This is a genomic window from Leisingera sp. ANG-M7, assembly GCF_000813965.1.
Classification (GTDB): Bacteria; Pseudomonadota; Alphaproteobacteria; order Rhodobacterales; family Rhodobacteraceae; genus Leisingera.
Genome location: NZ_JWLI01000011.1, coordinates 120,768 through 139,645 on the forward strand (window position 1 = coordinate 120,768; position 18,878 = coordinate 139,645).

Below are 18,878 nucleotides of genomic sequence, written 5' to 3' on the forward strand. Positions count from 1 at the left end.
AAATTCTCAGGTGTCAATCGAATCAGTTCGCAGCCTGCAATCCCTGAACCACATGTTCCATACCCTCAAAAACATCCCGCTCCATCGCCAAAGCAGCCATCTCCGGGTCCTTCCGCCGCAGCGCATCAAGGATGTCTTTGTGGCGGTCCGGGAAGCTTTGCGTGCCCAGGCGGCCGCTGACCACCCGCAGCGAGGGCCCGAAACGCAGCCAAAGCCGGTCGGCAATGTCGCTCAGTATGGGCGCGTTTGCGTGTGAATAGAGCGCGGTGTGGAAGCTGTAATTCTGCACCAGGTAGCCTGCGACATCGCCGGTCGCAATCGCCTTGTCCAGTGCGTTATCGATGGTCACCAGCTCTTCAATATCCTCCGTGGAAATTCGCAGTGTGGCCCTGCTAGCAAGCTCGCATTCAATTGTTTTTCTTGCAAAAATAAGCTCCTCCAGATCCTGAGGGCCCAGCAGAGGAACTGACACGCGACGATTGCCCTGAAACATCAGGGCCCCATCTGAAATCAGCCGCCGGATCGCCTCGCGCACCGGCGTCATACCGGCCTCCAGCGTTTCGACCAAGCCCTGGATGGTTACCGCCTGCCCGGGCACCAGTTCGCCGAACAGAACCTGTGCTCTCAGCTTCTGGTAAACGATCTCATGCGCAGGCAGTTTTGCGGGGTTCTCCTGCGCCGCTGCGGGGGGCGAAGTGGTCTCTGTCACCTGGGGTTTTCCTCCTCGATTTTGGCCAGCTTGCACCATCCTGAGCCAAGTGAAAACATAAAGAGTATTGCCGAACGCCTCAAAACTTGATCAAATCCATTTGCAGCCGGACCTGGAAGCCGGCACCCACAGGGAGAAATTCATGACACTTAAAACGATGACCATGACCGCTGTCGTCGCTCTTGGCACCGCTGCGGCCGCAACCGCGGAAGAAGTGCGCGTCTATAACTGGTCGGACTATATCGACGAAGGCCTGCTGGAGAAATTTGAGAAAGAAACCGGCATCGACCTGATCTATGACGTCTTCGACAGCAACGAGGTTTTGGAAACCAAAATGCTGGCAGGCGGTTCCGGCTATGACGTGGTGGTGCCCACCGGCTCCTTCATGGCACGCCAGATCCAGGCCGGCGCTTTCCAGAAACTGGACCCGTCAAAATTGCCGAACAAGGGCAACATGTGGGGCGCTATCGAGGAGCGCACTTCAAAATATGACCCCGGCAATGAATATTCCATCAACTACATGTGGGGCACCACAGGCATCGGTGTGAACGCCGGCAAGGTAAAAGAAGTCCTGGGTGAGGACGCGCCGATCGACTCCCTGGAACTGGTGTTCAACCCGGCCAACATGGAAAAGCTCGCAAGCTGCGGCGTGCATTTCCTGGACGCTCCGGATGAAATGATCCCGGCTGCCCTGAAATACATCGGCGAAGACCCCAACAGCATGGATGCAGACGTCGTCGCCAAGGCTGAACCGGTTCTGATGGCCGTGCGCCCCTACATCACCAAGTTTCACAGCTCCGAATACATCAACGCCCTTGCCAACGGTGACATCTGCGTGGCCTTTGGCTGGTCCGGCGACATTCTGCAGGCGCGTGACCGTGCTGCGGAAGCGGAGAACGGTGTAGAGATCGAATACAACGCGCCCAAGGAAGGCGCGCTGATGTGGTTTGACCAGATGACCATTCCGGTGGACGCCCCTAATCCTGAAGGCGCCCACAAGTTTCTGAACTTCATCATGGACGCGCAAAACATGGCCGCTGCGTCCAACTACGTCTATTACGCCAACGGCAACAAGGCCTCCCAGGAATTCCTCGAAGAGGATGTGATCGGCGATCCTGCTATCTATCCGAACGAAGAAACTGTCCAGAACCTGTACATTAAGGAAGGCTACCCGCCGAAAGTACAGCGCAAGGCCACCCGCCTGTGGACCAAGGTTAAATCCGGCACCTGATCAGCCGCATCTGACCTGCGGGGCGCACTTCAGCCGCCCCGCAAATCGCAGCGCGCCTGGGGCTTCCAAGCGCGACCATCCCATACATCCGCGTGAAACTTCGCAGAAGAGGCCCGGCTTGACTGCTTCCGTATTCGAACCTTGGAACGATCCTGAGGCTAAGCCCTTGATCCACTTCCAGAACGTCACCAAACGCTATGGTGAGTTCACCGCCATCGACAACCTGACCATCGACATCTACGAACGGGAGTTCTACGCGCTTCTAGGCCCCTCCGGCTGCGGCAAGACCACGCTGATGCGGATGCTTGCCGGGTTCGAAACCCCGACCGAGGGCAAGATTTTCCTGGCCGGGCAGGATATCGCGCCGGTACCGCCGAACAAACGCGCCGTGAACATGATGTTCCAGTCCTACGCGCTGTTCCCGCATCTTTCGATCTGGGAAAACATCGCTTTTGGCCTGAAGCGCGAGAAGATGCCCAAGCATGACATCAACGACCGCGTTGAAGAGATGCTGCGGCTGACCCGGCTGGAGAAGTTCGCGCGCCGCAAGCCGCATCAGATTTCCGGCGGCCAGCGCCAGCGCGTTGCCCTTGCCCGTTCGCTCGCGAAACACCCGAAGCTGCTGCTGCTCGACGAGCCGCTGGGCGCGCTGGACAAGAAACTGCGCCAGGATACCCAATTCGAACTGATGGATATCCAGGAGAAGACCGGCACCACTTTTGTGATCGTAACCCACGACCAGGAAGAGGCGATGACCGTGGCTTCCCGCGTGGCAGTGATGGACCACGGCAAGATCATTCAGGTGTCGACACCTGACCGGATTTACGAAAACCCGAACTCAGTCTACGTTGCTGACTTCATTGGCGACGTGAACTTGATTGAAGGCACCGCCAAGCTCAACGGCAGCGATTCCTATGCGATGTCCTGGCATGAAGGCCACGCGCCGCTGTCCATAAAGTCGCCGAATGCGTTTTCTGACGGCCAGAAGTGCCATCTGGCGATCCGGCCTGAAAAAGTGGCGATCAGCGCCGACCAGCCGGCAGAGGCAGACAATGCCGTTCAGGGCCGCATCCTGGACATCGCATATCTCGGCAATATCTCCACCTATCACGTGGAACTGCCAACCGGCGCGGTGATCAAGGCGCAGACCGCCAACACCCGCCGTATCGCCCGCCGCGCCTTTACCTGGGAAGACACTGTATGGCTGTCATGGACCGCCACCGCAGGCGTTCTGCTGGCCGACTGATGCGCCGCTTTGTCCTGATTGCCATCCCCTATGTCTGGCTGCTGGCGCTGTTTCTAGTGCCGTTTGCCATTGTCTTGAAAATCGCTCTGTCGGATGCCGCGGTGGCCCGGCCGCCCTACTTCCCGCAGTTTGACTGGGCCGAAGGCATCGCTGCCTTCATCGCTGAGCTGGACTTTGAGAACTTCGTCTGGCTGACCGAAGACGACCTTTATTGGAAGGCCTATCTCAGTTCCCTGAAAATCGCGGTTATCTCGACCTTCTTCACTCTGCTAGCAGGCTACCCCATCGCCTATGGCATGGCGCGCGCGCCCGAGGAGTGGCGCCCCACCCTGATGATGCTGGTGATTCTGCCCTTCTGGACGTCCTTCCTGATCCGCGTCTATGCGTGGATGGGCATCCTGTCGAACGAGGGGTTCCTGAACCAGTTCCTGATGTGGATCGGGGTGATCTCTGAACCGCTGACCATCCTCAACACAAACTCCGCGGTCTATATCGGCATCGTCTATACCTACCTGCCGTTTATGATCCTGCCGGTCTATTCGGCGCTGGAGCGGCTGGACGGCTCTCTGATCGAGGCTGCCGAGGACCTTGGCTGCTCGCGCCTCACCGCCTTCTGGCTGGTGACCATTCCGCTGTCCAAGACAGGCATTATCGCCGGCAGTTTTCTAGTCTTCATCCCGGTGCTGGGCGAGTTTGTGATCCCGTCCTTGCTGGGTGGATCCGATACCCTGATGATCGGCAAGGTTTTGTGGGAAGAGTTCTTCTCCAACCGCGACTGGCCGGTGGCATCTGCGGTTGCGGTGGTGCTGCTGCTGCTCCTGGTGATCCCGATCGTGCTGTTCCAGCGCAACCAGCAAAAACAGCAGGAGGCAGAGTAATGAACCGTATGAGCTGGTTTAACGCCGTATCGCTGACCCTGGGCTTTGCCTTCCTCTACATCCCGATGGTGATCCTGGTGATCTTCAGCTTCAATGAAAGCAAGCTGGTCACCGTCTGGGCCGGATTCTCAACCAAATGGTACGGAGAACTTCTGGAGAACGAGGCGTTCCTGAACGCTGCTTGGGTGACCATCAAGGTGGCGGTGTTCTCTTCCACGATGGCGACTGTGCTGGGCACCATTGCTGCCTATGTTCTGGTGCGCGGCGGGCGATTCATGGGGCGGACGCTGTTTTCCGGCATGATCTATGCGCCGCTGGTGATGCCCGAAGTGATCACCGGCCTGTCGCTGCTCTTGCTGTTTATCGGCATCGGTCTGGACCGCGGGGTGTTCACTATCGTGCTGGCGCATACGACATTCGCGATGTGCTATGTCTCGGTAGTGGTGTCCTCCCGCCTGGTGACCTTCGACCGCTCGCTGGAGGAAGCAGCGCTGGACCTCGGCTGTTCGCCAGCGGAGGCATTCCGGCTGGTAACCCTGCCGATCATTGCGCCTGCGGTGATTTCCGGCTGGCTGCTGGCCTTCACCCTGTCGCTGGATGATCTGGTGATCGCCTCCTTCACCTCCGGCCCCTCAGCCACCACCCTGCCGATCAAGATCTTCTCAGCGGTGCGCCTGGGCGTCAGCCCTGAAATCAACGCGCTGTCGACGATCATGATCTCGATTGTCACTGTCGGCGTCATCACTGCCTCGCTGGTGACCAAACACCAGGTGGCCCGCCAAAAGCGCGAGGAACAGGCCGCGGAGCGGGCCTGATGCGCCGGATCTTCTCCGGCTACGCCTATGGTCCCGGCCCGCGCAGCAACTGCTGGTGGGACGAGACCATCCCGGCGCCGGACTGGCCTGTGCTGGAAGGGGAAACTGCCGCCGATGTGGCTATCATCGGCGGCGGTTTCACCGGCATATCCGCAGCCCTGCATCTGACCGAAAGCGGTGCCTCAGTTGTTTTGCTGGAGGCAGAAACTCCCGGCTGGGGCGCCTCTGGTCGAAATGGCGGGTTCTGCTGCCTTGGCGGCTCGAAACTGTCCAGCGGCACGATGCGCAGGGTTTTCGGCAAACCCGCCGCTGACACCTATGACGCCAGCGAAGTGGCTGCTGTAAACCTTGTGAAGGAGCTGCTGGAAGCACACGCCATTGACGCAGACACCCATTCGCACGGGGAAACCCAGCTTGCACACAATGAGAAGGCCGCCCGCCGTCTGTCTGCCCGGGCAGAGGAGATGCGAAGGGCTGGCGAGGAGACGGATTTCCTCTCCCGTCATCAACTGGCTGAGCATGGGTTGAACGGCAGTTTTCATGCAGCGCTGACAACGTCGGCAGGTTTTGCCCTGAACCCTCGCAAGTATCTGTTCGGCCTGGCAGCTGCAGCCGAAGAAGCAGGCGCCAGACTATTTCAGAACAGCCCGGCTCAGTCTGTTAAGCAAGCAGGCAGCGGCTATGAAATAAAGACTAACAAGGGAAGACTGCTGGCATCCAAGGTTGTCATCGCCACCAATGGCTATTCCTCGGAAGACCTGCCAAAATGGCTAGCTGGCCGTTACATGCCCGCGCAATCCACGGTGATGGTGACTCGCGTTCTGACGGAAAAGGAGCTGAGGGCGCAAGGCTGGTTTTCGCGTCAAATGGCCTATGACACCCGCAATCTGCTGCACTACTTCCGCCTGATGCCGGACAACAGATTTCTGTTCGGGATGCGCGGCGGGCTACTGGCCTCGCCCCGCGCCGAAGCCGGAATCCGGGCTAAGCTGCGTCAGGATTTCGAGGCGACGTTCCCGGAGTGGCGGAATGTGGAAACCACCCATTGCTGGTCCGGAATGGTCTGCCTGTCACGCAATCTGGTGCCCTTCATCGGGCCGGTGCCCGGCCATTCCGGCCTATTTGCCGGTCTCTGCTATCACGGCAACGGCGTTGCAATGGGCAGCTATGCCGGACGCCTGCTCAGTGATCTGGTGCAAGGTATTCAACCGGAGCTGCCTTATTCTCCGGCGGTGCAAAAGTTGCCGCGGTTTCCATTTGGCCGCGCCCGCCGGGTCCTGATGCCGCCAGCCTATGCGGTTCTGGGCCTGATGGATTGAAGCGCTGCACGCTCCAGTTCATAGGCATGCCAGTCCCGCGCCCCGCCGCGTTCTGCGCGCCACAGGCAATAGGCCGCCATCCGCCAGTGAAACCACGGCTTCAGGGCCAGTGTTCTGCCCGCGACCCGAGGATCCGGGTAGGCCTGCAGGAATCTGTCTTCCTGCGATTTCGTCAGCGGCTCCCCCCGGTACATCAGCTGCATTGCCGGAGACAGGAACAACGCAAGATCTTCCGCCGGATCACCAACTTGCGGGCACTGCCAATCAATCAGCGTGAGCGTACCGTCATGCGCCAGAAGGTTGCCAGGCACCGGATCCCCGTGAATCAGCTGCGTTTGCTGCAAAGGCGGAACCCTTCCTAGCGGACGCAACTCAGTCAGCGCCTTCACGTTCGTGCATTTTTTCAGAATACCCTGGGTCTGCCGCTCCAGAGAAGCGCTGCCATTGACGCCGTCAGGCAGCCCGGGCGGCGCGGCCAAATCATGCACCCGCCCCAGAAATCGAGCCACATGGGCTGTGTTTTCTTGCCACGGGCTGCCGTTGACATGAGCGTAACACAGCCACTTTTGCCCTTCGAAGGTCCCGGTCTGAACCAGCGGCGGCACCATTCCGGTACCGGAAAGCGCCGCCAGGATTACCCCTTCCCGCGCTGGATCATTGGAGAACAGCGGATTGGCTCCGCCTTCCGCATACAGCTTGATAACCAGCGCCCCGGCCCGCCAGACATGGTTCGACCGCCCGCCGGTCAGACGCCGGGGGGCGGGAACATGCAGCCCGATTGCGGACAAATGCGCAAAGAAACTGGATTGGAACTGGGCTGTCAGCGGTTGCAGGGCGGTCTCCGGAGTTTGGCCGCCCTGTTCTTAGACAGTTTTTCCGCCAGCGCCTACTCCCGGATTACCCGGCAGGTTCGCGCAACGCGCTGACCGAAGAGGCCAGAACCACGGAACCGCCCGGAGTGATCAGACCCACGTCACCACCTTGCATCCGGGTTTCATTCACCTTGAAGTAGACTTCAGCATGTTCCGCAAGCAGCAGATCATCGCCTTTGCGGCTTTCAACAACAAAAGTGTATTCGCCTGCTTCCAACGCATTTCCGTCATCGTCCAGCCCATTCCACTCATAGGGCTCGGCCGAGACCGGAAGTGTGACACGCTGCACTTCAGTGCCGTTTGAGTTCTTCACTACAAGTGTAACCGAATCCGCGGCTGCCGCCGGGTTAGGTGCAATAGTGACCGAGTTGCTACCGTCGAAATGGCCTGGCGCAACTGCGCGCGCCTCCATCCCGACCCAACCCGAGAGAGCTGCCATGTTAGCCAGTCCCAGCTGCGATTGCAGACCTTCCAGAAGTGTATTGCTCTTGGTTTGCTGCTCGACCATCGAGAACTGCGCAAGCTGCGCGGCATATTCGGTCGAATCAAGCGGCTCCAAGGGGTCCTGGTTTGTCGCCTGCGCCGTCAGCATCTTTACGAATGTCTCGAAGTCCGACGACAGCCCGGAGGTTTTCTGCGATGCCGCCGGCAGCGGATTCGATTGCGCCGCGGTGCTGCCCGCGGAAGTAACTGCTGTTGTCATGTGGTCAAACCCTCATATCCACGCCGGCCGATCCAAGCCGGAGGTTTTGTGTTGTTTGCTCGCCGGCGGTCTCAGCGCTATCGGTCCGTGAACCCGCTGCTCCGCCAGCTTGACCGGCACCTTCGTCAGAACCGTCGCCTTCTCCGCCGCTGCCCGCCTGGCCGCCGCTGAATTCGAACGAAATGTCCTCATAGCCCATGCGGCGGAATTCCTCGGCCAGCTCATTGATGTGGCGGCGCATCAAATCGCCGGTCTCAGGGCGCTCTGTCTGGATGATCATGGTAATGCCGGTTTCACTGGTCACCACGCGCATCTTGACGTGCCCGAGCTCCTGAGGATTCAGGCTCACCTCTACCTTCTGTTCGCCTTTGGCTGCGAAAGCTTCGGCGATCTGGGCTGCAATCAACCGGGGCATTTCCGGCCGGTGCACGGAGTGCGAGCCGAACGAAGCTTCGGTCAGAAGCTGGCTCAGCCCCGGGGCCTCTCCCGAAAGCCCAAGCGCATGAAACGGCAAATCAGACTCGCCGAGTGTCTCTGTCAATCCAGCAGCCAGCAGCGGCTGAAACATGATCGAAGCTTGCGGGGTTGCCTGAACTGCGGGCACCTTGTTGACCTGGCCGGTAAGGAACGTCGCTGAACCCGGTTTTCTCTCTGCTAGAGCTTCCGCCGAAATATCCTCAGAAACCTTGATGCTGACGGAGCCAAGTTCCGAATTGCGCGATGCGTCCCGTGACGAAGACAATCCGGCGGCAAGTGCCTGCACCGCTCCTTGCGCGCCAGCGGCAACGGCCCGGGTTACGCCTTCGGGCTGCCGGACCGGCATTTGTTCAACGGCCTGCTCATTTGGCTTTCCGGAAACTGCTTTGGCCGCCAAGGCTCCCTCAACGGCCTCACTGACAGGCACACCGCCGCTAGGGGCTCTGATGCCCTTCTGTCCTGCAACGTCCATCTGAGAACGGCTGCCAGCACTTTCCGCAGCGGTCACTTTCTGGGCATCAACAGTTCCCGGAATTGCCGCTGCACTGCCAGGGGCAGCAGCCTTACCCTTATCCGATTGAAGGTCATGCGGGGGGGGCCTGTTACCGTCGGCGCGCTCAGTTTTCTGAGCCCGGGCGGTTTCAGACCTCATGTCAGGCTTCGGCGAATCGGCAGGCTGGCTGTCTCCGGCCAACCGTCCTGCCTGTACTTGTTTCGCGTCACCTTGCGCATCTGATTTTGCCGTTTCGGTCTCTGCTTCGCCAGTGAAAGGGGCTGCCTGCTGAGTCACTTTCTCCTGTGAGGGTTGGCTACCCCTAGTGCTCGCAACGTCAATAGCATCTGCGCTTTCAGCCTTTTGTGCGGCACTGGCTGTGCGCTCCGCTTGGGCTTGGCCCGCCAATTCTGTCACGCCTGAAGCACTGGTAGAAGCCTGCTCTGGCACAGGAGCAGCAATTTCGGGGGACGCTTCAGAAGCTGCGGGCAAGCCTGCCGTTTCTTCACCTTCAGAAGAACTCTCTTCGTTGCCAGCCGAGTCAACGGGCTTCGCTTCCGCCCTTTCCGCTGGTTCCGACTCAGCAGATTCGCCTTCGGGCAAACGGACTTTGCCGGCCTCTTCGCTCGGCGCCGGTTCAGCCGTCATGTAATTTGAAAAATCACTGGAACCATCTGATTTTGTTGAATTTCCTGTTGCAGTAGACGCCACTTTCCTGCCGGCAGAAGGTTCAATACCAAGGATCGAATTCATCATCATGTTTTGTTCCAGACATTCTATCTCGACTCGCAAAGACTTAGCCCAAAGCAGTTACGGCAATTTTAACCGGTTGCAGTGCAGTCTCGAAAAAATCGATGGAATTCGAGATCAAACCGGAGAACCGGACATGACAGACTTGTTGCCTATCCCGCTGCAAAGCGCGGCTTCTACTGCCCCGGTGCGGCCCGTAAATAACGATCCGCTCCGCGAGGCTGCAATGGAACTGGAAGCCTCGTTTCTTGCAGAAATGCTGAAGTCTGCCGGTCTCGGCGAAGCCAGTGAAGCCTTTGGCGGCGGTGCAGGCGAAGAGCAATTCTCCAGCTTTCTGATCCGCGAACAAGCCAACCAGATTGCCCGCTCTGGCGGCATCGGCCTGGCCGAATCACTTTATCACGCATTGAAGGAGACCCAAGGTGAGTAACCCGGACCCGCAACAACTCATTGATGATCTGGATCAGATCCTGGATCAGGAACGGGCTGCCCTCATGGCAGGCGACCTGGCCAAACTGGAAGGTCTGCTCGCAAAAAAAGAAAAGATCATCGGCAAGCTGAACTCGGTTTCTGAACTCGAGAGAGAATCGCTGGAGCAGGTTCAAACCAAGCTGACACGCAACCAGGATCTCCTGGACAGCGCCATGAACGGAATCCGGTCTGTTGCAGCACGGATGGCCGAATTGCGCCGTATCCGCAAAGGGTTGGACGTCTACGATCAGTCTGGGCGCAGAACCCGCTACGGCACCCGCAGCGGTGCCAAACTGGAAAAACGGGCCTGAGAGCAATTTGGGGAAAATTCTAAAAAACCAAATTCCGCCATTAGCACTCCCTTAGCAAATCCTGCGCCAAAGTCGCCTTGCACCTGATGAAGGGTGGCGCGGAAACCGGACGGTGGAACGCACAGTCAGAAAGACGTCACACAGCGCCCCGGAGGGGCAAGTAATTCAGGGGCCAAAGCGCCCCGCAGCTAAAGGAAAAAGCTATGACCAGCATTCTGACCAACAACGGCGCAATGGTTGCTCTGCAGACCCTGAAGTCCGTGAACAACAATCTGGAAGAAACCCAGAACCAGATCTCGACCGGTAAAGAGGTCGGCATGGCGAAGGACAACTCCGCTGTCTGGGCCATCTCCAAAACCATGGAATCCGACATTCAGGCCTACGAAGCCGTGGGCGACGCCCTGAACTTCGGCGAGGCAACTGTGGCTGTCGCCTCCTCCGGCATGGAGCAGATCGTTGAAACCCTGAAGGAAATGCGTGAACTGGCCGTTGCCGGTGTTTCGCAGAACGTTGACCACGACAAGATCGAAGCTGACCTGGCCAAGAAGAAGGAACAGATCGAATCGATCATCGACTCCGCAAGCTTCAACGGTGCCAACCTGCTTGACACTGCTGTGACTTCGCAGCTCGACGTTCTCGGCGGCATCAGCGCGTCCGGCGATGTGATCACCGTTTCGGCAATCGACACCGGTGCATCCCTGGATACCAGCGACATCGACACTCTGACCTCCGCCAATGCTGCGGACGTTCTGACCCAGATCGAAGCCCTGCTGACCTTTGCGATCGACAGCGCGGCCCAGCTGGGTGCGGACAGCAACCGTCTGTCCGACCAGAACGACTTCGTGTCGAAACTGACCGACTCGCTGAAGTCCGGTGTCAGCACCATGGCAGACACCAACATGGAAGAAGCGTCGGCCCGGCTGAAAGCATTGCAGACCCAGCAGCAGCTGGCGGTGCAATCGCTTTCGATCGCCAACCAGGCGCCGCAGACCCTGCAGCAGCTGTTCCGTTAACAGCCCTTACCGGGGCGCTGATGGCGCCCCGGTCTTCCCCTCTCAGAGAACCTGAAGAATAATACGTTAGGAAAACACGTGAATGCCCTTCTGAAGGCGAAGAGTGCCTATTCGGCGGCAAAGACCCCGACCCGGACAGCTAAGAATTTCGAGTATGAAGTGATTGCCCGTATCACCCGCAGGATGATCACGGCGACGCAAAAAGGCCGCGGCGGGTTCAATGAGCTTGCGACAGCCCTGAACGACAACCGGAAACTCTGGTCCATTTTCACAGTAGACATCGCTTCGAAGGGCAATCCCCTGCCGGATGATCTCAAACAGAACTTGTTCGAACTGGGAGAATTCACGAGACAACACACCACCAAAGTGCTTCAGCGCAAGGCCGATGTCCGGCCGCTGGTGGAAATCAATACGGCCATCATGCGTGGCCTCCGCAGCGGAGCATCCTGAATATGAGCGGACTTGTCCTGAAACTAGCCCCAAAGGAGCGCGTCCTGGTAAATGGTGCGGTGATTGAAAACGGCGACCGCCGCAGCCGCCTTTCCATTGTCACTCCAGACGCCAATATCCTGCGTCTTCGCGACGCAATCCATCCGGAAGAAGCCAACACACCGGTGCGCCGGGTGTGCTACGCGGCACAGCTGATACTGTCAGGTGATGCAGACCCCGAAGAAGAACGCCTGCCGATGCTGCGCCGGATCGAGGAACTGAGCCAAGTCTTTACTGACCCAGACAGCCGCTCATCCATCGCCGAGGCTACTGACGCTTTGATCAGCAACAACCATTACCGCTGCCTGAAAGCGCTTCGCACATTGCTGCCGCGTGAAGACCGTCTGTTTGCAGTCCGGCCGTCCTAAATCCCGCCCGCCCCGGCAATCGATGCCAGGGCGGGTTTAAACCTCCCTGCTTGTCCCATTCTGAAGGCAGTTTCACGCCGCAAGAAAACGTTGCTTGGCAAGGGCACAGGCAGAATTGGTGCCTAAAGCCACACCTGACACTCAGCAAAATTCAGCAGCTTGCAGCCTTCGGCTAAGCTGACATCTTGGACCGGTGCCTTCAGTCCGGCGGCAGTCCTGCCAGAGGCATACTGCTCTGGCCAGCCGCACAGCGCATCCGAATTTGGTGAGCAACATTTGAGGCGGACATTTGGCGCAGGATTCAGGGTTCCGAACCCGCTGCCAATCAAATTTTCCTGCAGCTGCCAATACTCCTGGCAACGCATCACAAAGTTTCAGGCCAGACAAAAACGATCTTACGAAGTTTGCTTGTGAGATGCCGCCGCTTCCTCAGGAAATCGCCGCAGTTGGCAGAGCTGCATTTGCTGCACTGATTAGATAGCTTTAGGCGTTCCGGCTGCCGCTGCACGCCTGCTACCGCCAGAACAGCTGAAGGCGATTGAAAAAGACGGCATCTGTCACCTCCTGGTCCCTGAACGGCCTTCGCAGACCCTAGCACACCGCAGGACCAGTTCACCTCCGGATGGTAAATCGAGTGCAGATCGCTGGCTTGGCAGGATACACGCCACGTGAACGGGTCCTGAGCCTGGCTTCCAGTCATCTCTTTACTGACATAGCCGATGTTCAGCGCCCGGCCTTGGCGCGGCGTAGCAAAAGCGTAAGCCGGTTGAAGCTGCTGGTGATTCCCTCAGGATCCTCGCGGCCAAAGAACGCATCCAGTTCAGGCCACAGTTTCACTGCCTGGTCCAGCACAGCATCATTGCCTTCGGCGTAAAGTCCGGCACGAATCATGACCTCGGACTGCTCGTAGGCCCCCAGGAATTTCCGCACATCCTGAATGACTGTATTCTCATCGGCGGAGGCCGCGGCAGGCAGGCTGCGCGAGACAGAGCGGGAGACATCGATCGCCGGAAACCGCCCGCGTTCGGCAATCTCGCGGTTCAAAACGATATGCCCGTCCAGAACACCGCGCAGGATATCAGCAATCGGCTCATCCATATCCGAACCAGCCACAAGGACACTGAACACAGCAGTGATATCACCCTGACCGTCCCCGCCCGGTCCGGCGCGTTCGCAAAGACCGGTTATCAACGGGGTCACCGACGGCGGGTATCCACGCAGCGCGGGAGCTTCGCCCGAAGCTGCGGAGATTTCCCGGTGCGCTTCTGCAAAACGGGTGACCGAGTCAGCCAGAAACAGGACGTTTTTGCCTTGGTCCCGGAAATGCTCCGCCACGGTCATGGCAGCCCAGGCACAGCGGCGGCGTACCAAGGCAGATTGATCGGATGTTGCTGCCACCACAATGGCGCGGCGCATTCCCTCTGGTCCCAGCACTTGTTCGACAAAGTGGTTCACCTCGCGCCCGCGCTCCCCGATCAGTGCCATCACTACGACATCGGCCTCCATGCTCTGAGCCAATTTGGCCAGCAGGGAGGATTTACCGACACCGGAACCCGCAAAAAGGCCTACCCTCTGCCCCTGCACGATCGGGAGAATCGTATTGAGTACCGCCTGGCCAGTGGCCAGCCGCTCCCCCATCGAGCGCCGGCCAGCTGCCTTGGGCGGAGGAGCCATCAGGTCGCGGGCCGTGGAACCAGGCAGCATAGGACGGCCATCCAGCGGTTCTCCAAAGGGATCAATGACCCGGCCAATCCAATGATCACTGGGGGAAAACTCCGGTGACGGATGCAGCAAAACCGGATCACCGATGGCAGCACCATCCGGCGCGCGATCAGGCAACATACTGATATTACTGCCACTAATTTTCAGAACTTCGCCATTCAGCGAATCCTGAGGACCGCGGCGCAACACCAGCCGGTCGCCAATGCGTGCCACAGCCGCGAGCCCTGCGATCTCGATTTCCCCACCGGAAATCCCTGTCACCCGCCCGACTTGGGTTACCAGTCGTTTGCCGGCAATCTGACGGGTTAGTGCTTGCAGCTCTGCTTTCATCGCAGCGGCCTCCCTTGATGTCCTGAAAACAATTTCTAAAGGAATCGGGGTTAAGCCTTGATTGAAATCGATCAAGGGAGAAGCCCTGGTGTTCACAGAATTGAACGTATTCAAAATCGCCTATTCCATGGCGACCCATGCCGGCACACGCCAGGCGTTGGTTTCACAGAATATCGCCAATGCCGATACCCCGGGTTACCACGCCAAGGATATCAAACCTTTCAAAGAAGTTTTTGCCGCAGGCGCCCGCCCGGCCAGCATGATCGCATCCCGAGGCAGCCATTTGAATGGCACTTCAGGCAGCGGTCTGGATTGGGCTGTCACCTCAACCGACGCAGGCAGTGACCCCAATGACAATTCGGTATCAGTCGAAACTGAATTGCTGAAGGGGGTTGAAACAGCACGCCAGCATAAGCGCGCCATGGCGATCTACAAATCCTCCATGAACATTCTGCGCGCCAGCCTGGGCAAGACTTGAGGGGAATAACCGATGAGTGAATTTTCCAGAGCTCTCTCCGTCACCGCCAGCGGCCTCAAGGCTCAGGCCTCGCGGCTGCGGCATGTATCCGAAAACATTTCCAACGCTGACACTCCGGGCTACCGCCGCAAAACCGTGCCGTTTGAAGCTGTTCGCGAGCTTCAAACCGATGTGGAGCACGTTCGCACAGGCCGGGTTACCTTGGACCGCCGCGATTTGGAGGAGGTGTATGATCCCTCGCATCCGCTGGCAGACGAAAGCGGGCACTACAAGAGCTCGAACGTCGATCTGATGATCGAGATCGCCGACGCCCGGGAAGCCCAGCGCAGCTACGAGGCCAACCTTAAGATGTTCGAGCAAACCCGCTCGATGTCAGCCTCGCTTATGGACCTTTTGAGACGATAACCGAAATTTTTTGGAGATCCAGAATGGATATTCGCAGTCTTTCCGCCGCCAGCGGCTACGCCGCCGCCCGCCCTGCCACCAAGGCCGACCCGAACCATGAGGCCGCAAGTGCAGGCGCACGACTTAAGGAGAGTTTCGAGAGCTTTGCAACGACCTTGCAGAGCAGCGAGCAGGTTTCCGTCCAGGCTATGACCTCTCAGGCAGACCCGCACGCCCTCGTGCAGGCACTTGCACAGACTGAACTGGCGGTTGAGACCGCTGTTACCGTGCGCAACAAGGTGGTCGAAGCCTACCAGGAAATCCTGAGAATGCCGGTCTGAGCCATGATGAGCGAAAGCCTCTTCTATGACACCCTGCGCCAGGCCATGTGGGCAGCCGTCACAATGTCGACACCGATTCTGGTTGTCGCCCTGACCGTTGGCCTGTCCATCGGCCTGTTTCAGGCTCTGACTTCCGTGCAGGAAATGACACTGACCTTTGTGCCCAAGCTGACAGCCATCATTGTCGTGTTCTGGATGACGATGGGCTTCATGACACAAACCCTTGTGGCTTTTTTCAATGGCCACATTGTTCCGATGATTGCCGGAGGTTTTTAATGGAAGCCGCAGGTTACGCCACACTTTCCCGGCAATCGGGGCTGATGCGCGAAATGCGTGTCATCGCGAACAACATCGCGAACTCCGCTACCACTGGCTACCGCCAGGAGGGGCTGATTTTCTCGGAATTTGTACAGTCCGCTCCTGGCCAGGAGTCGCTGTCGATGTCACGCGCGAACATCTTCAACACCTCCATGGAGCAGGGTCAGCTTACCAAGACCGGCGGCACTTTCGATTTCGCTGTGGAAGGCGACGGTTTCTTCATGGTCGAAACACCTCAGGGCGAGCGCCTGACGCGTTCCGGCGCCTTCTCCCCGAACTCTGCCGGCGATCTTGTGACCATGGATGGTTACCGGGTCCTGGACGCAGGCCGCGCACCGGTTTTCGTGCCTCCAGATGCGGGCAAGATCGAAGTGGGCGCCGACGGGTCGATCAGTGCAAACGGCCGCCTGCTGGGACAGCTCGGGCTGTTCAAGCCGATGGAAAGCCACGCGCTGGTGCGCGAAGATGGGGTGATGTTCCGCGTTGAAGGCGAAATCGAGGAAACACTCGAAGCGAGTGTCCTGCAAGGCTTCCTTGAAGGTTCCAACGTGAACGCGATTTCCGAGGTAACCCGGATGATCGAAGTACAGCGCGCCTATGAGATGGGCCAAAGCTTCCTGGAATCGGAAGATGAGCGCATCCGCAATGCCATCAAGAACCTGATCAAGACCTAGGAGAATCCAGATGCGTGCCTTGAAGATCGCCGCGACCGGCATGAGCGCCCAGCAGCTGCGGGTGGAGACAATCTCCAACAACCTCGCAAACATGAACACCACCGCCTACAACGCGCGGCGCGCCGAGTTCGCCGACCTGCACTATCAGCAAATTTCGCGGGCCGGCACGGTAAATGCCTCCGACGGCACCGTTCTGCCAACCGGCGTGCAGGTGGGGCTTGGTGTGCGTGCGGCGGCGGTATCGGTGCATTTGGCACAAGGTGCGCTGCAGCAGACCAACAACGACCTGGATGTCGCCATCGACGGCAAAGGCTACCTGGAAGTGACCCTTCCCTCCGGCCAGAGCGCCTACACCCGGGATGGTGCGCTGAAACGCACCGCTGAGGGCTTGATTGTAACCTCCGACGGGTTTGCAGTTTCTCCAGAAATCACGATTCCTGACGACGCCACCAGTATCTCGATCAATGCCGAGGGTGAGGTCTACGGATATTTCAATGAAACCACCGAAGGCCAGCTTCTCGGCCAGCTTTCACTTGCAAGCTTCACCAACCCCAAAGGTCTTGAAGCTATTGGCAGCAACCTGTTCACCGAAACCGAAGCCTCCGGCTCGGCCAGTGTGTCCACCGCAGGCGAAGACGGGCTGGGCACCTTCCGCCAGGGCTACTTGGAGGCCAGTTCAGTTGATGCAGTAAGGGAAGTCACCGAACTGATCGAAGCCCAGCGCGGCTACGAAATGAACGCAAAAGTCATCTCCGCTGTCGACCAGATGATGGGCGCAACCACACAGGTGCGCTGATGAAACTTGTCCTTGCCTGCCTGACTGCCGCCGCGCTCTGTGCCCCGCCTGCCTGGGCGGATTACCTCGTACCGACTCGCACGATCCGCGCCAAAGCAATTGTAAACGCTGAAGATCTGGCGCTGAAAAAAGGTGAAATCCTTGGCGCGCTATCGGAACCTTCAGAGGTTATCGGTATGGAAGCGCGCGTGGCTCTTTATGCAGGCAGGCCCTTGCGCGCGGGTGATATTGGCCCGCCCGCTATCGTTGAACGCAACGACCTTGTGACACTGATTTTCCGCCAGGGCGGACTTTCCATCGCCGCAGAAGGCCGTGCACTTGGCCGCGGAGCTGCCGGCGAGGCTGTCCGTGTCATGAATCTTTCATCCCGCACCACCGTCACCGGCCGTATCGCTCAAGACGGCTCTGTTGAGGTAAACTGATGTCCAAGAAATTCTCTCCCGTCAAACCACTGCTTTTCGGACTCGCCCTGCTGGGGGCCTGTGGCCGGATGGATCATTTGGGTAAGGCGCCCTCCTTCACCCCGGCAAATGAGTCGCCGGAGCATGTTGCAATGCTTTACCAGGGTCTGCCTGCGCAAACCCAGAACCGGCGCACCGTTGATGGCTCCTCGCTATGGAGCGGTTCTCAGCAGTCACTGCTCGGAGACCGCCGCGCCATCAAGCGCGGCGACATCCTGACCGTGGTGATCGAGATCGACGAAGAAGCTGAAATTTCCAATGACACACAGCGGTCGCGCTCAGGCTCCGAAAGCATGAACATGCCGCACCTGCTTGGCCTGCCGCAACGCCTGGACGAGAAACTCCCGGACGGCGCGTCATCCGCTGACGCGGTTGAGCTTGGCAGCTCCAGTTCCTCAGGCGGCAAGGGATCCGTCAAACGCAGCGAGAAGCTGGAATTGCGGGTCGCGGCAACCGTTGTCGACGTGCTGCCCAATGGCGTTCTGGCAATCAGCGGCTCCCAGGAGTTGCGGGTGAATTTCGAACTGCGGGAGCTTCTGGTCACCGGCTATGTCCGGCCTCAGGACATCAGCCGCCAGAATGAAATCACATACGACAAGATCGCCTCTGCCCGGGTTTCCTACGGGGGCCGCGGCCAAATCACCGATGTGCAGCAGCCCCGCTACGGCCAGCAGTTGCTTGACGTTGTCCTGCCGTTCTGAGGGTTGCCATGCTGTCCAAACTTCTGCCAATAATTTTGCTGATCATCGGAACCGCAGGCGGCATCGGCGCCGGTATTATGCTGGCTCCGGCACCTGAGGAAAACCACACTGCCGCCGGCGCTGAAGCAGCGCCTGAACCCGCCGCTGCAGAGGATCACTCTGAGGAAAGCGAAGAGGATCTGCGCGAATACGTCAAAATCAACAACCAGTTTGTGGTGCCGGTTGTTGATCGCGACCAATTGACCTCCCTTGTGGTGATCTCGCTCAGCCTGGAAACGGCCAAAGGCACCAGCGAAAAAATACGGACCTATGAACCCAAACTGCGGGATGTCTTCCTGCAAGTTTTGTTTGACCATGCAAACATGGGCGGGTTCCGTGGGGCTTTCACGCGCTCTGACGTTCTTGAGCCGTTGCGTACCGCTCTGCGTGAGGCCGCGCAGAAACATGTCGGCAAAGGGATCTACGACGTCCTGATCATGGAAATCTCCCGTCAGGACGTCTGACCTGTCTGTACCGCACGGCACAAAA

Annotated in this window: 24 protein-coding genes; 19 read left to right on the forward strand and 5 right to left on the reverse strand. The window is 58.7% G+C overall.

All coding sequences use genetic code 11. From position 1 onward, the window contains the following. Nucleotides 1-22 precede the first annotated feature (22 nt). Entirely contained in the window at nt 23-709 is a 687-nt protein-coding gene (locus RA26_RS13830; protein WP_193747618.1) for a GntR family transcriptional regulator, read from the reverse strand. Nucleotides 710-851: 142 nt separating this feature from the next. Between RA26_RS13830 and RA26_RS13835 the strand changes: the two genes are divergently transcribed. The 5 genes from RA26_RS13835 to RA26_RS13855 all read left to right on the forward strand — a co-directional run bounded on the left by RA26_RS13835 (nt 852) and on the right by RA26_RS13855 (nt 6,198). After that, nucleotides 852-1,940 carry a polyamine ABC transporter substrate-binding protein gene (locus tag RA26_RS13835; RefSeq protein WP_039184638.1) on the forward strand — a complete coding sequence of 363 codons (1,089 nt, stop codon included), beginning with the start codon at nt 852-854 and terminating at the stop codon, nt 1,938-1,940. A gap of 118 nt (nt 1,941-2,058) precedes the next feature. After that, nucleotides 2,059-3,186, forward strand: coding sequence for an ABC transporter ATP-binding protein (locus RA26_RS13840; RefSeq protein WP_039184400.1), 1,128 nt, complete (start codon nt 2,059-2,061; stop codon nt 3,184-3,186). Continuing rightward, nucleotides 3,186-4,064 carry an ABC transporter permease subunit gene (locus RA26_RS13845; protein WP_039184640.1) on the forward strand — a complete coding sequence of 293 codons (879 nt, stop codon included), beginning with the start codon at nt 3,186-3,188 and terminating at the stop codon, nt 4,062-4,064. The genes RA26_RS13840 and RA26_RS13845 overlap by 1 nt, the downstream gene beginning before the upstream one ends. Beyond that, nucleotides 4,064-4,879, forward strand: a complete 816-nt coding sequence (locus tag RA26_RS13850) for an ABC transporter permease (protein WP_039184401.1) — start codon at nt 4,064-4,066, stop codon at nt 4,877-4,879. Before RA26_RS13845 ends, RA26_RS13850 begins: the two co-directional genes overlap by 1 nt. Beyond that, entirely contained in the window at nt 4,879-6,198 is a 1,320-nt protein-coding gene (locus RA26_RS13855) for an NAD(P)/FAD-dependent oxidoreductase (RefSeq protein WP_193747619.1), read from the forward strand. The genes RA26_RS13850 and RA26_RS13855 overlap by 1 nt, the downstream gene beginning before the upstream one ends. Here RA26_RS13855 and RA26_RS13860 read toward each other — a convergent pair. The 3 genes from RA26_RS13860 to RA26_RS22445 all read right to left on the reverse strand — a co-directional run bounded on the left by RA26_RS13860 (nt 6,171) and on the right by RA26_RS22445 (nt 9,502). Then, nucleotides 6,171-6,986 (reverse strand): phosphotransferase, encoded by an 816-nt coding sequence (locus tag RA26_RS13860; protein ID WP_241482651.1) that lies wholly within the window; start codon nt 6,984-6,986, stop codon nt 6,171-6,173. The genes RA26_RS13855 and RA26_RS13860 overlap by 28 nt on opposite strands. 109 nt (nt 6,987-7,095) lie before the next feature. Continuing rightward, the gene (locus tag RA26_RS13865) at nt 7,096-7,773 is read right to left on the reverse strand and encodes a FlgD immunoglobulin-like domain containing protein (RefSeq protein ID WP_039184404.1); all 678 of its coding nucleotides are present in this window, start codon (nt 7,771-7,773) and stop codon (nt 7,096-7,098) included. 4 nt (nt 7,774-7,777) lie between these two features. Next, nucleotides 7,778-9,502 carry a flagellar hook-length control protein FliK gene (locus RA26_RS22445; protein WP_082015834.1) on the reverse strand — a complete coding sequence of 575 codons (1,725 nt, stop codon included), beginning with the start codon at nt 9,500-9,502 and terminating at the stop codon, nt 7,778-7,780. A 127-nt stretch (nt 9,503-9,629) separates the two neighbouring features. On the opposite strand from RA26_RS22445, the gene RA26_RS23180 reads away from it, so the two are divergent. The 5 genes from RA26_RS23180 (at nt 9,630) to flbT (ending at nt 12,145) form a co-directional block, all read left to right on the forward strand. Further along, nucleotides 9,630-9,923 (forward strand): rod-binding protein, encoded by a 294-nt coding sequence (locus RA26_RS23180; RefSeq protein ID WP_241482652.1) that lies wholly within the window; start codon nt 9,630-9,632, stop codon nt 9,921-9,923. After that, nucleotides 9,916-10,275: a flagellar export chaperone FlgN gene (locus tag RA26_RS13880; protein ID WP_039184405.1), complete on the forward strand. Its 360-nt coding sequence runs from the start codon at nt 9,916-9,918 to the stop codon at nt 10,273-10,275. Before RA26_RS23180 ends, RA26_RS13880 begins: the two co-directional genes overlap by 8 nt. Before the next feature lie 203 nt (nt 10,276-10,478). Next, complete coding sequence (locus tag RA26_RS13885; RefSeq protein ID WP_039184407.1) at nt 10,479-11,288, forward strand: flagellin N-terminal helical domain-containing protein; 810 nt, start codon at nt 10,479-10,481, stop codon at nt 11,286-11,288. A gap of 78 nt (nt 11,289-11,366) precedes the next feature. After that, complete coding sequence (gene flaF, locus RA26_RS13890; protein WP_019295211.1) at nt 11,367-11,738, forward strand: flagellar biosynthesis regulator FlaF; 372 nt, start codon at nt 11,367-11,369, stop codon at nt 11,736-11,738. Nucleotides 11,739-11,740: 2 nt separating this feature from the next. Next, nucleotides 11,741-12,145 carry a flagellar biosynthesis repressor FlbT gene (gene flbT / locus RA26_RS13895; RefSeq protein WP_019295212.1) on the forward strand — a complete coding sequence of 135 codons (405 nt, stop codon included), beginning with the start codon at nt 11,741-11,743 and terminating at the stop codon, nt 12,143-12,145. Between the two features lie 723 nt (nt 12,146-12,868). On the opposite strand, the gene RA26_RS13905 is transcribed toward flbT, so the two are convergent. After that, nucleotides 12,869-14,197 (reverse strand): FliI/YscN family ATPase, encoded by a 1,329-nt coding sequence (locus tag RA26_RS13905; protein WP_039184409.1) that lies wholly within the window; start codon nt 14,195-14,197, stop codon nt 12,869-12,871. A gap of 88 nt (nt 14,198-14,285) precedes the next feature. On the opposite strand from RA26_RS13905, the gene RA26_RS13910 reads away from it, so the two are divergent. From RA26_RS13910 to RA26_RS13950, 9 genes are read left to right on the forward strand one after another with little or no spacing between them, the layout of a single operon-like run. After that, complete coding sequence (locus RA26_RS13910; RefSeq protein ID WP_039184648.1) at nt 14,286-14,675, forward strand: FlgB family protein; 390 nt, start codon at nt 14,286-14,288, stop codon at nt 14,673-14,675. Between the two features lie 12 nt (nt 14,676-14,687). Further along, nucleotides 14,688-15,080, forward strand: a complete 393-nt coding sequence (flgC, locus tag RA26_RS13915; RefSeq protein WP_039184410.1) for a flagellar basal body rod protein FlgC — start codon at nt 14,688-14,690, stop codon at nt 15,078-15,080. A 23-nt stretch (nt 15,081-15,103) separates the two neighbouring features. After that, nucleotides 15,104-15,400, forward strand: a complete 297-nt coding sequence (gene fliE, locus RA26_RS13920; RefSeq protein WP_039184412.1) for a flagellar hook-basal body complex protein FliE — start codon at nt 15,104-15,106, stop codon at nt 15,398-15,400. A gap of 3 nt (nt 15,401-15,403) precedes the next feature. Beyond that, nucleotides 15,404-15,676, forward strand: a complete 273-nt coding sequence (locus RA26_RS13925; RefSeq protein WP_039184413.1) for a flagellar biosynthetic protein FliQ — start codon at nt 15,404-15,406, stop codon at nt 15,674-15,676. Next, nucleotides 15,676-16,392 carry a flagellar hook-basal body complex protein gene (locus RA26_RS13930; RefSeq protein ID WP_039184414.1) on the forward strand — a complete coding sequence of 239 codons (717 nt, stop codon included), beginning with the start codon at nt 15,676-15,678 and terminating at the stop codon, nt 16,390-16,392. The genes RA26_RS13925 and RA26_RS13930 overlap by 1 nt, the downstream gene beginning before the upstream one ends. A gap of 10 nt (nt 16,393-16,402) precedes the next feature. Next, complete coding sequence (flgG, locus tag RA26_RS13935) at nt 16,403-17,188, forward strand: flagellar basal-body rod protein FlgG (protein WP_039184415.1); 786 nt, start codon at nt 16,403-16,405, stop codon at nt 17,186-17,188. Beyond that, complete coding sequence (gene flgA, locus RA26_RS13940) at nt 17,188-17,610, forward strand: flagellar basal body P-ring formation chaperone FlgA (protein ID WP_039184416.1); 423 nt, start codon at nt 17,188-17,190, stop codon at nt 17,608-17,610. The genes flgG and flgA overlap by 1 nt, the downstream gene beginning before the upstream one ends. After that, a complete protein-coding gene (gene flgH / locus RA26_RS13945; RefSeq protein WP_052272432.1) occupies nt 17,610-18,350 on the forward strand; it encodes a flagellar basal body L-ring protein FlgH in 741 nt (246 codons plus the stop codon). The genes flgA and flgH overlap by 1 nt, the downstream gene beginning before the upstream one ends. Nucleotides 18,351-18,358: 8 nt before the next feature. Beyond that, complete coding sequence (locus tag RA26_RS13950; protein ID WP_039184417.1) at nt 18,359-18,853, forward strand: flagellar basal body-associated FliL family protein; 495 nt, start codon at nt 18,359-18,361, stop codon at nt 18,851-18,853. The last annotated feature ends 25 nt before the right edge of the window (nt 18,854-18,878 follow it).

Bases quoted from the DNA above. Each gene is read 5' to 3' on its own strand.
- RA26_RS13905 (WP_039184409.1), bottom strand. From the start codon at position 14,197: ATGAAAGCAGAGCTGCAAGCACTAACCCGTCAGATTGCCGGCAAACGA.
- RA26_RS13885 (WP_039184407.1), top strand. From the start codon at position 10,479: ATGACCAGCATTCTGACCAACAACGGCGCAATGGTTGCTCTGCAGACC.
- RA26_RS13835 (WP_039184638.1), top strand. From the start codon at position 852: ATGACACTTAAAACGATGACCATGACCGCTGTCGTCGCTCTTGGCACC.
- RA26_RS22445 (WP_082015834.1), bottom strand. From the start codon at position 9,502: ATGATGATGAATTCGATCCTTGGTATTGAACCTTCTGCCGGCAGGAAA.
- flgH (WP_052272432.1), top strand. From the start codon at position 17,610: ATGTCCAAGAAATTCTCTCCCGTCAAACCACTGCTTTTCGGACTCGCC.
- RA26_RS13855 (WP_193747619.1), top strand. From the start codon at position 4,879: ATGCGCCGGATCTTCTCCGGCTACGCCTATGGTCCCGGCCCGCGCAGC.
- fliE (WP_039184412.1), top strand. From the start codon at position 15,104: ATGGATATTCGCAGTCTTTCCGCCGCCAGCGGCTACGCCGCCGCCCGC.
- flgG (WP_039184415.1), top strand. From the start codon at position 16,403: ATGCGTGCCTTGAAGATCGCCGCGACCGGCATGAGCGCCCAGCAGCTG.
- flgC (WP_039184410.1), top strand. From the start codon at position 14,688: ATGAGTGAATTTTCCAGAGCTCTCTCCGTCACCGCCAGCGGCCTCAAG.
- RA26_RS13925 (WP_039184413.1), top strand. From the start codon at position 15,404: ATGATGAGCGAAAGCCTCTTCTATGACACCCTGCGCCAGGCCATGTGG.
- flgA (WP_039184416.1), top strand. From the start codon at position 17,188: ATGAAACTTGTCCTTGCCTGCCTGACTGCCGCCGCGCTCTGTGCCCCG.
- RA26_RS13930 (WP_039184414.1), top strand. From the start codon at position 15,676: ATGGAAGCCGCAGGTTACGCCACACTTTCCCGGCAATCGGGGCTGATG.
- RA26_RS13950 (WP_039184417.1), top strand. From the start codon at position 18,359: ATGCTGTCCAAACTTCTGCCAATAATTTTGCTGATCATCGGAACCGCA.
- RA26_RS13845 (WP_039184640.1), top strand. From the start codon at position 3,186: ATGCGCCGCTTTGTCCTGATTGCCATCCCCTATGTCTGGCTGCTGGCG.
- flbT (WP_019295212.1), top strand. From the start codon at position 11,741: ATGAGCGGACTTGTCCTGAAACTAGCCCCAAAGGAGCGCGTCCTGGTA.
- RA26_RS23180 (WP_241482652.1), top strand. From the start codon at position 9,630: ATGACAGACTTGTTGCCTATCCCGCTGCAAAGCGCGGCTTCTACTGCC.
- RA26_RS13850 (WP_039184401.1), top strand. From the start codon at position 4,064: ATGAACCGTATGAGCTGGTTTAACGCCGTATCGCTGACCCTGGGCTTT.
- RA26_RS13865 (WP_039184404.1), bottom strand. From the start codon at position 7,773: ATGACAACAGCAGTTACTTCCGCGGGCAGCACCGCGGCGCAATCGAAT.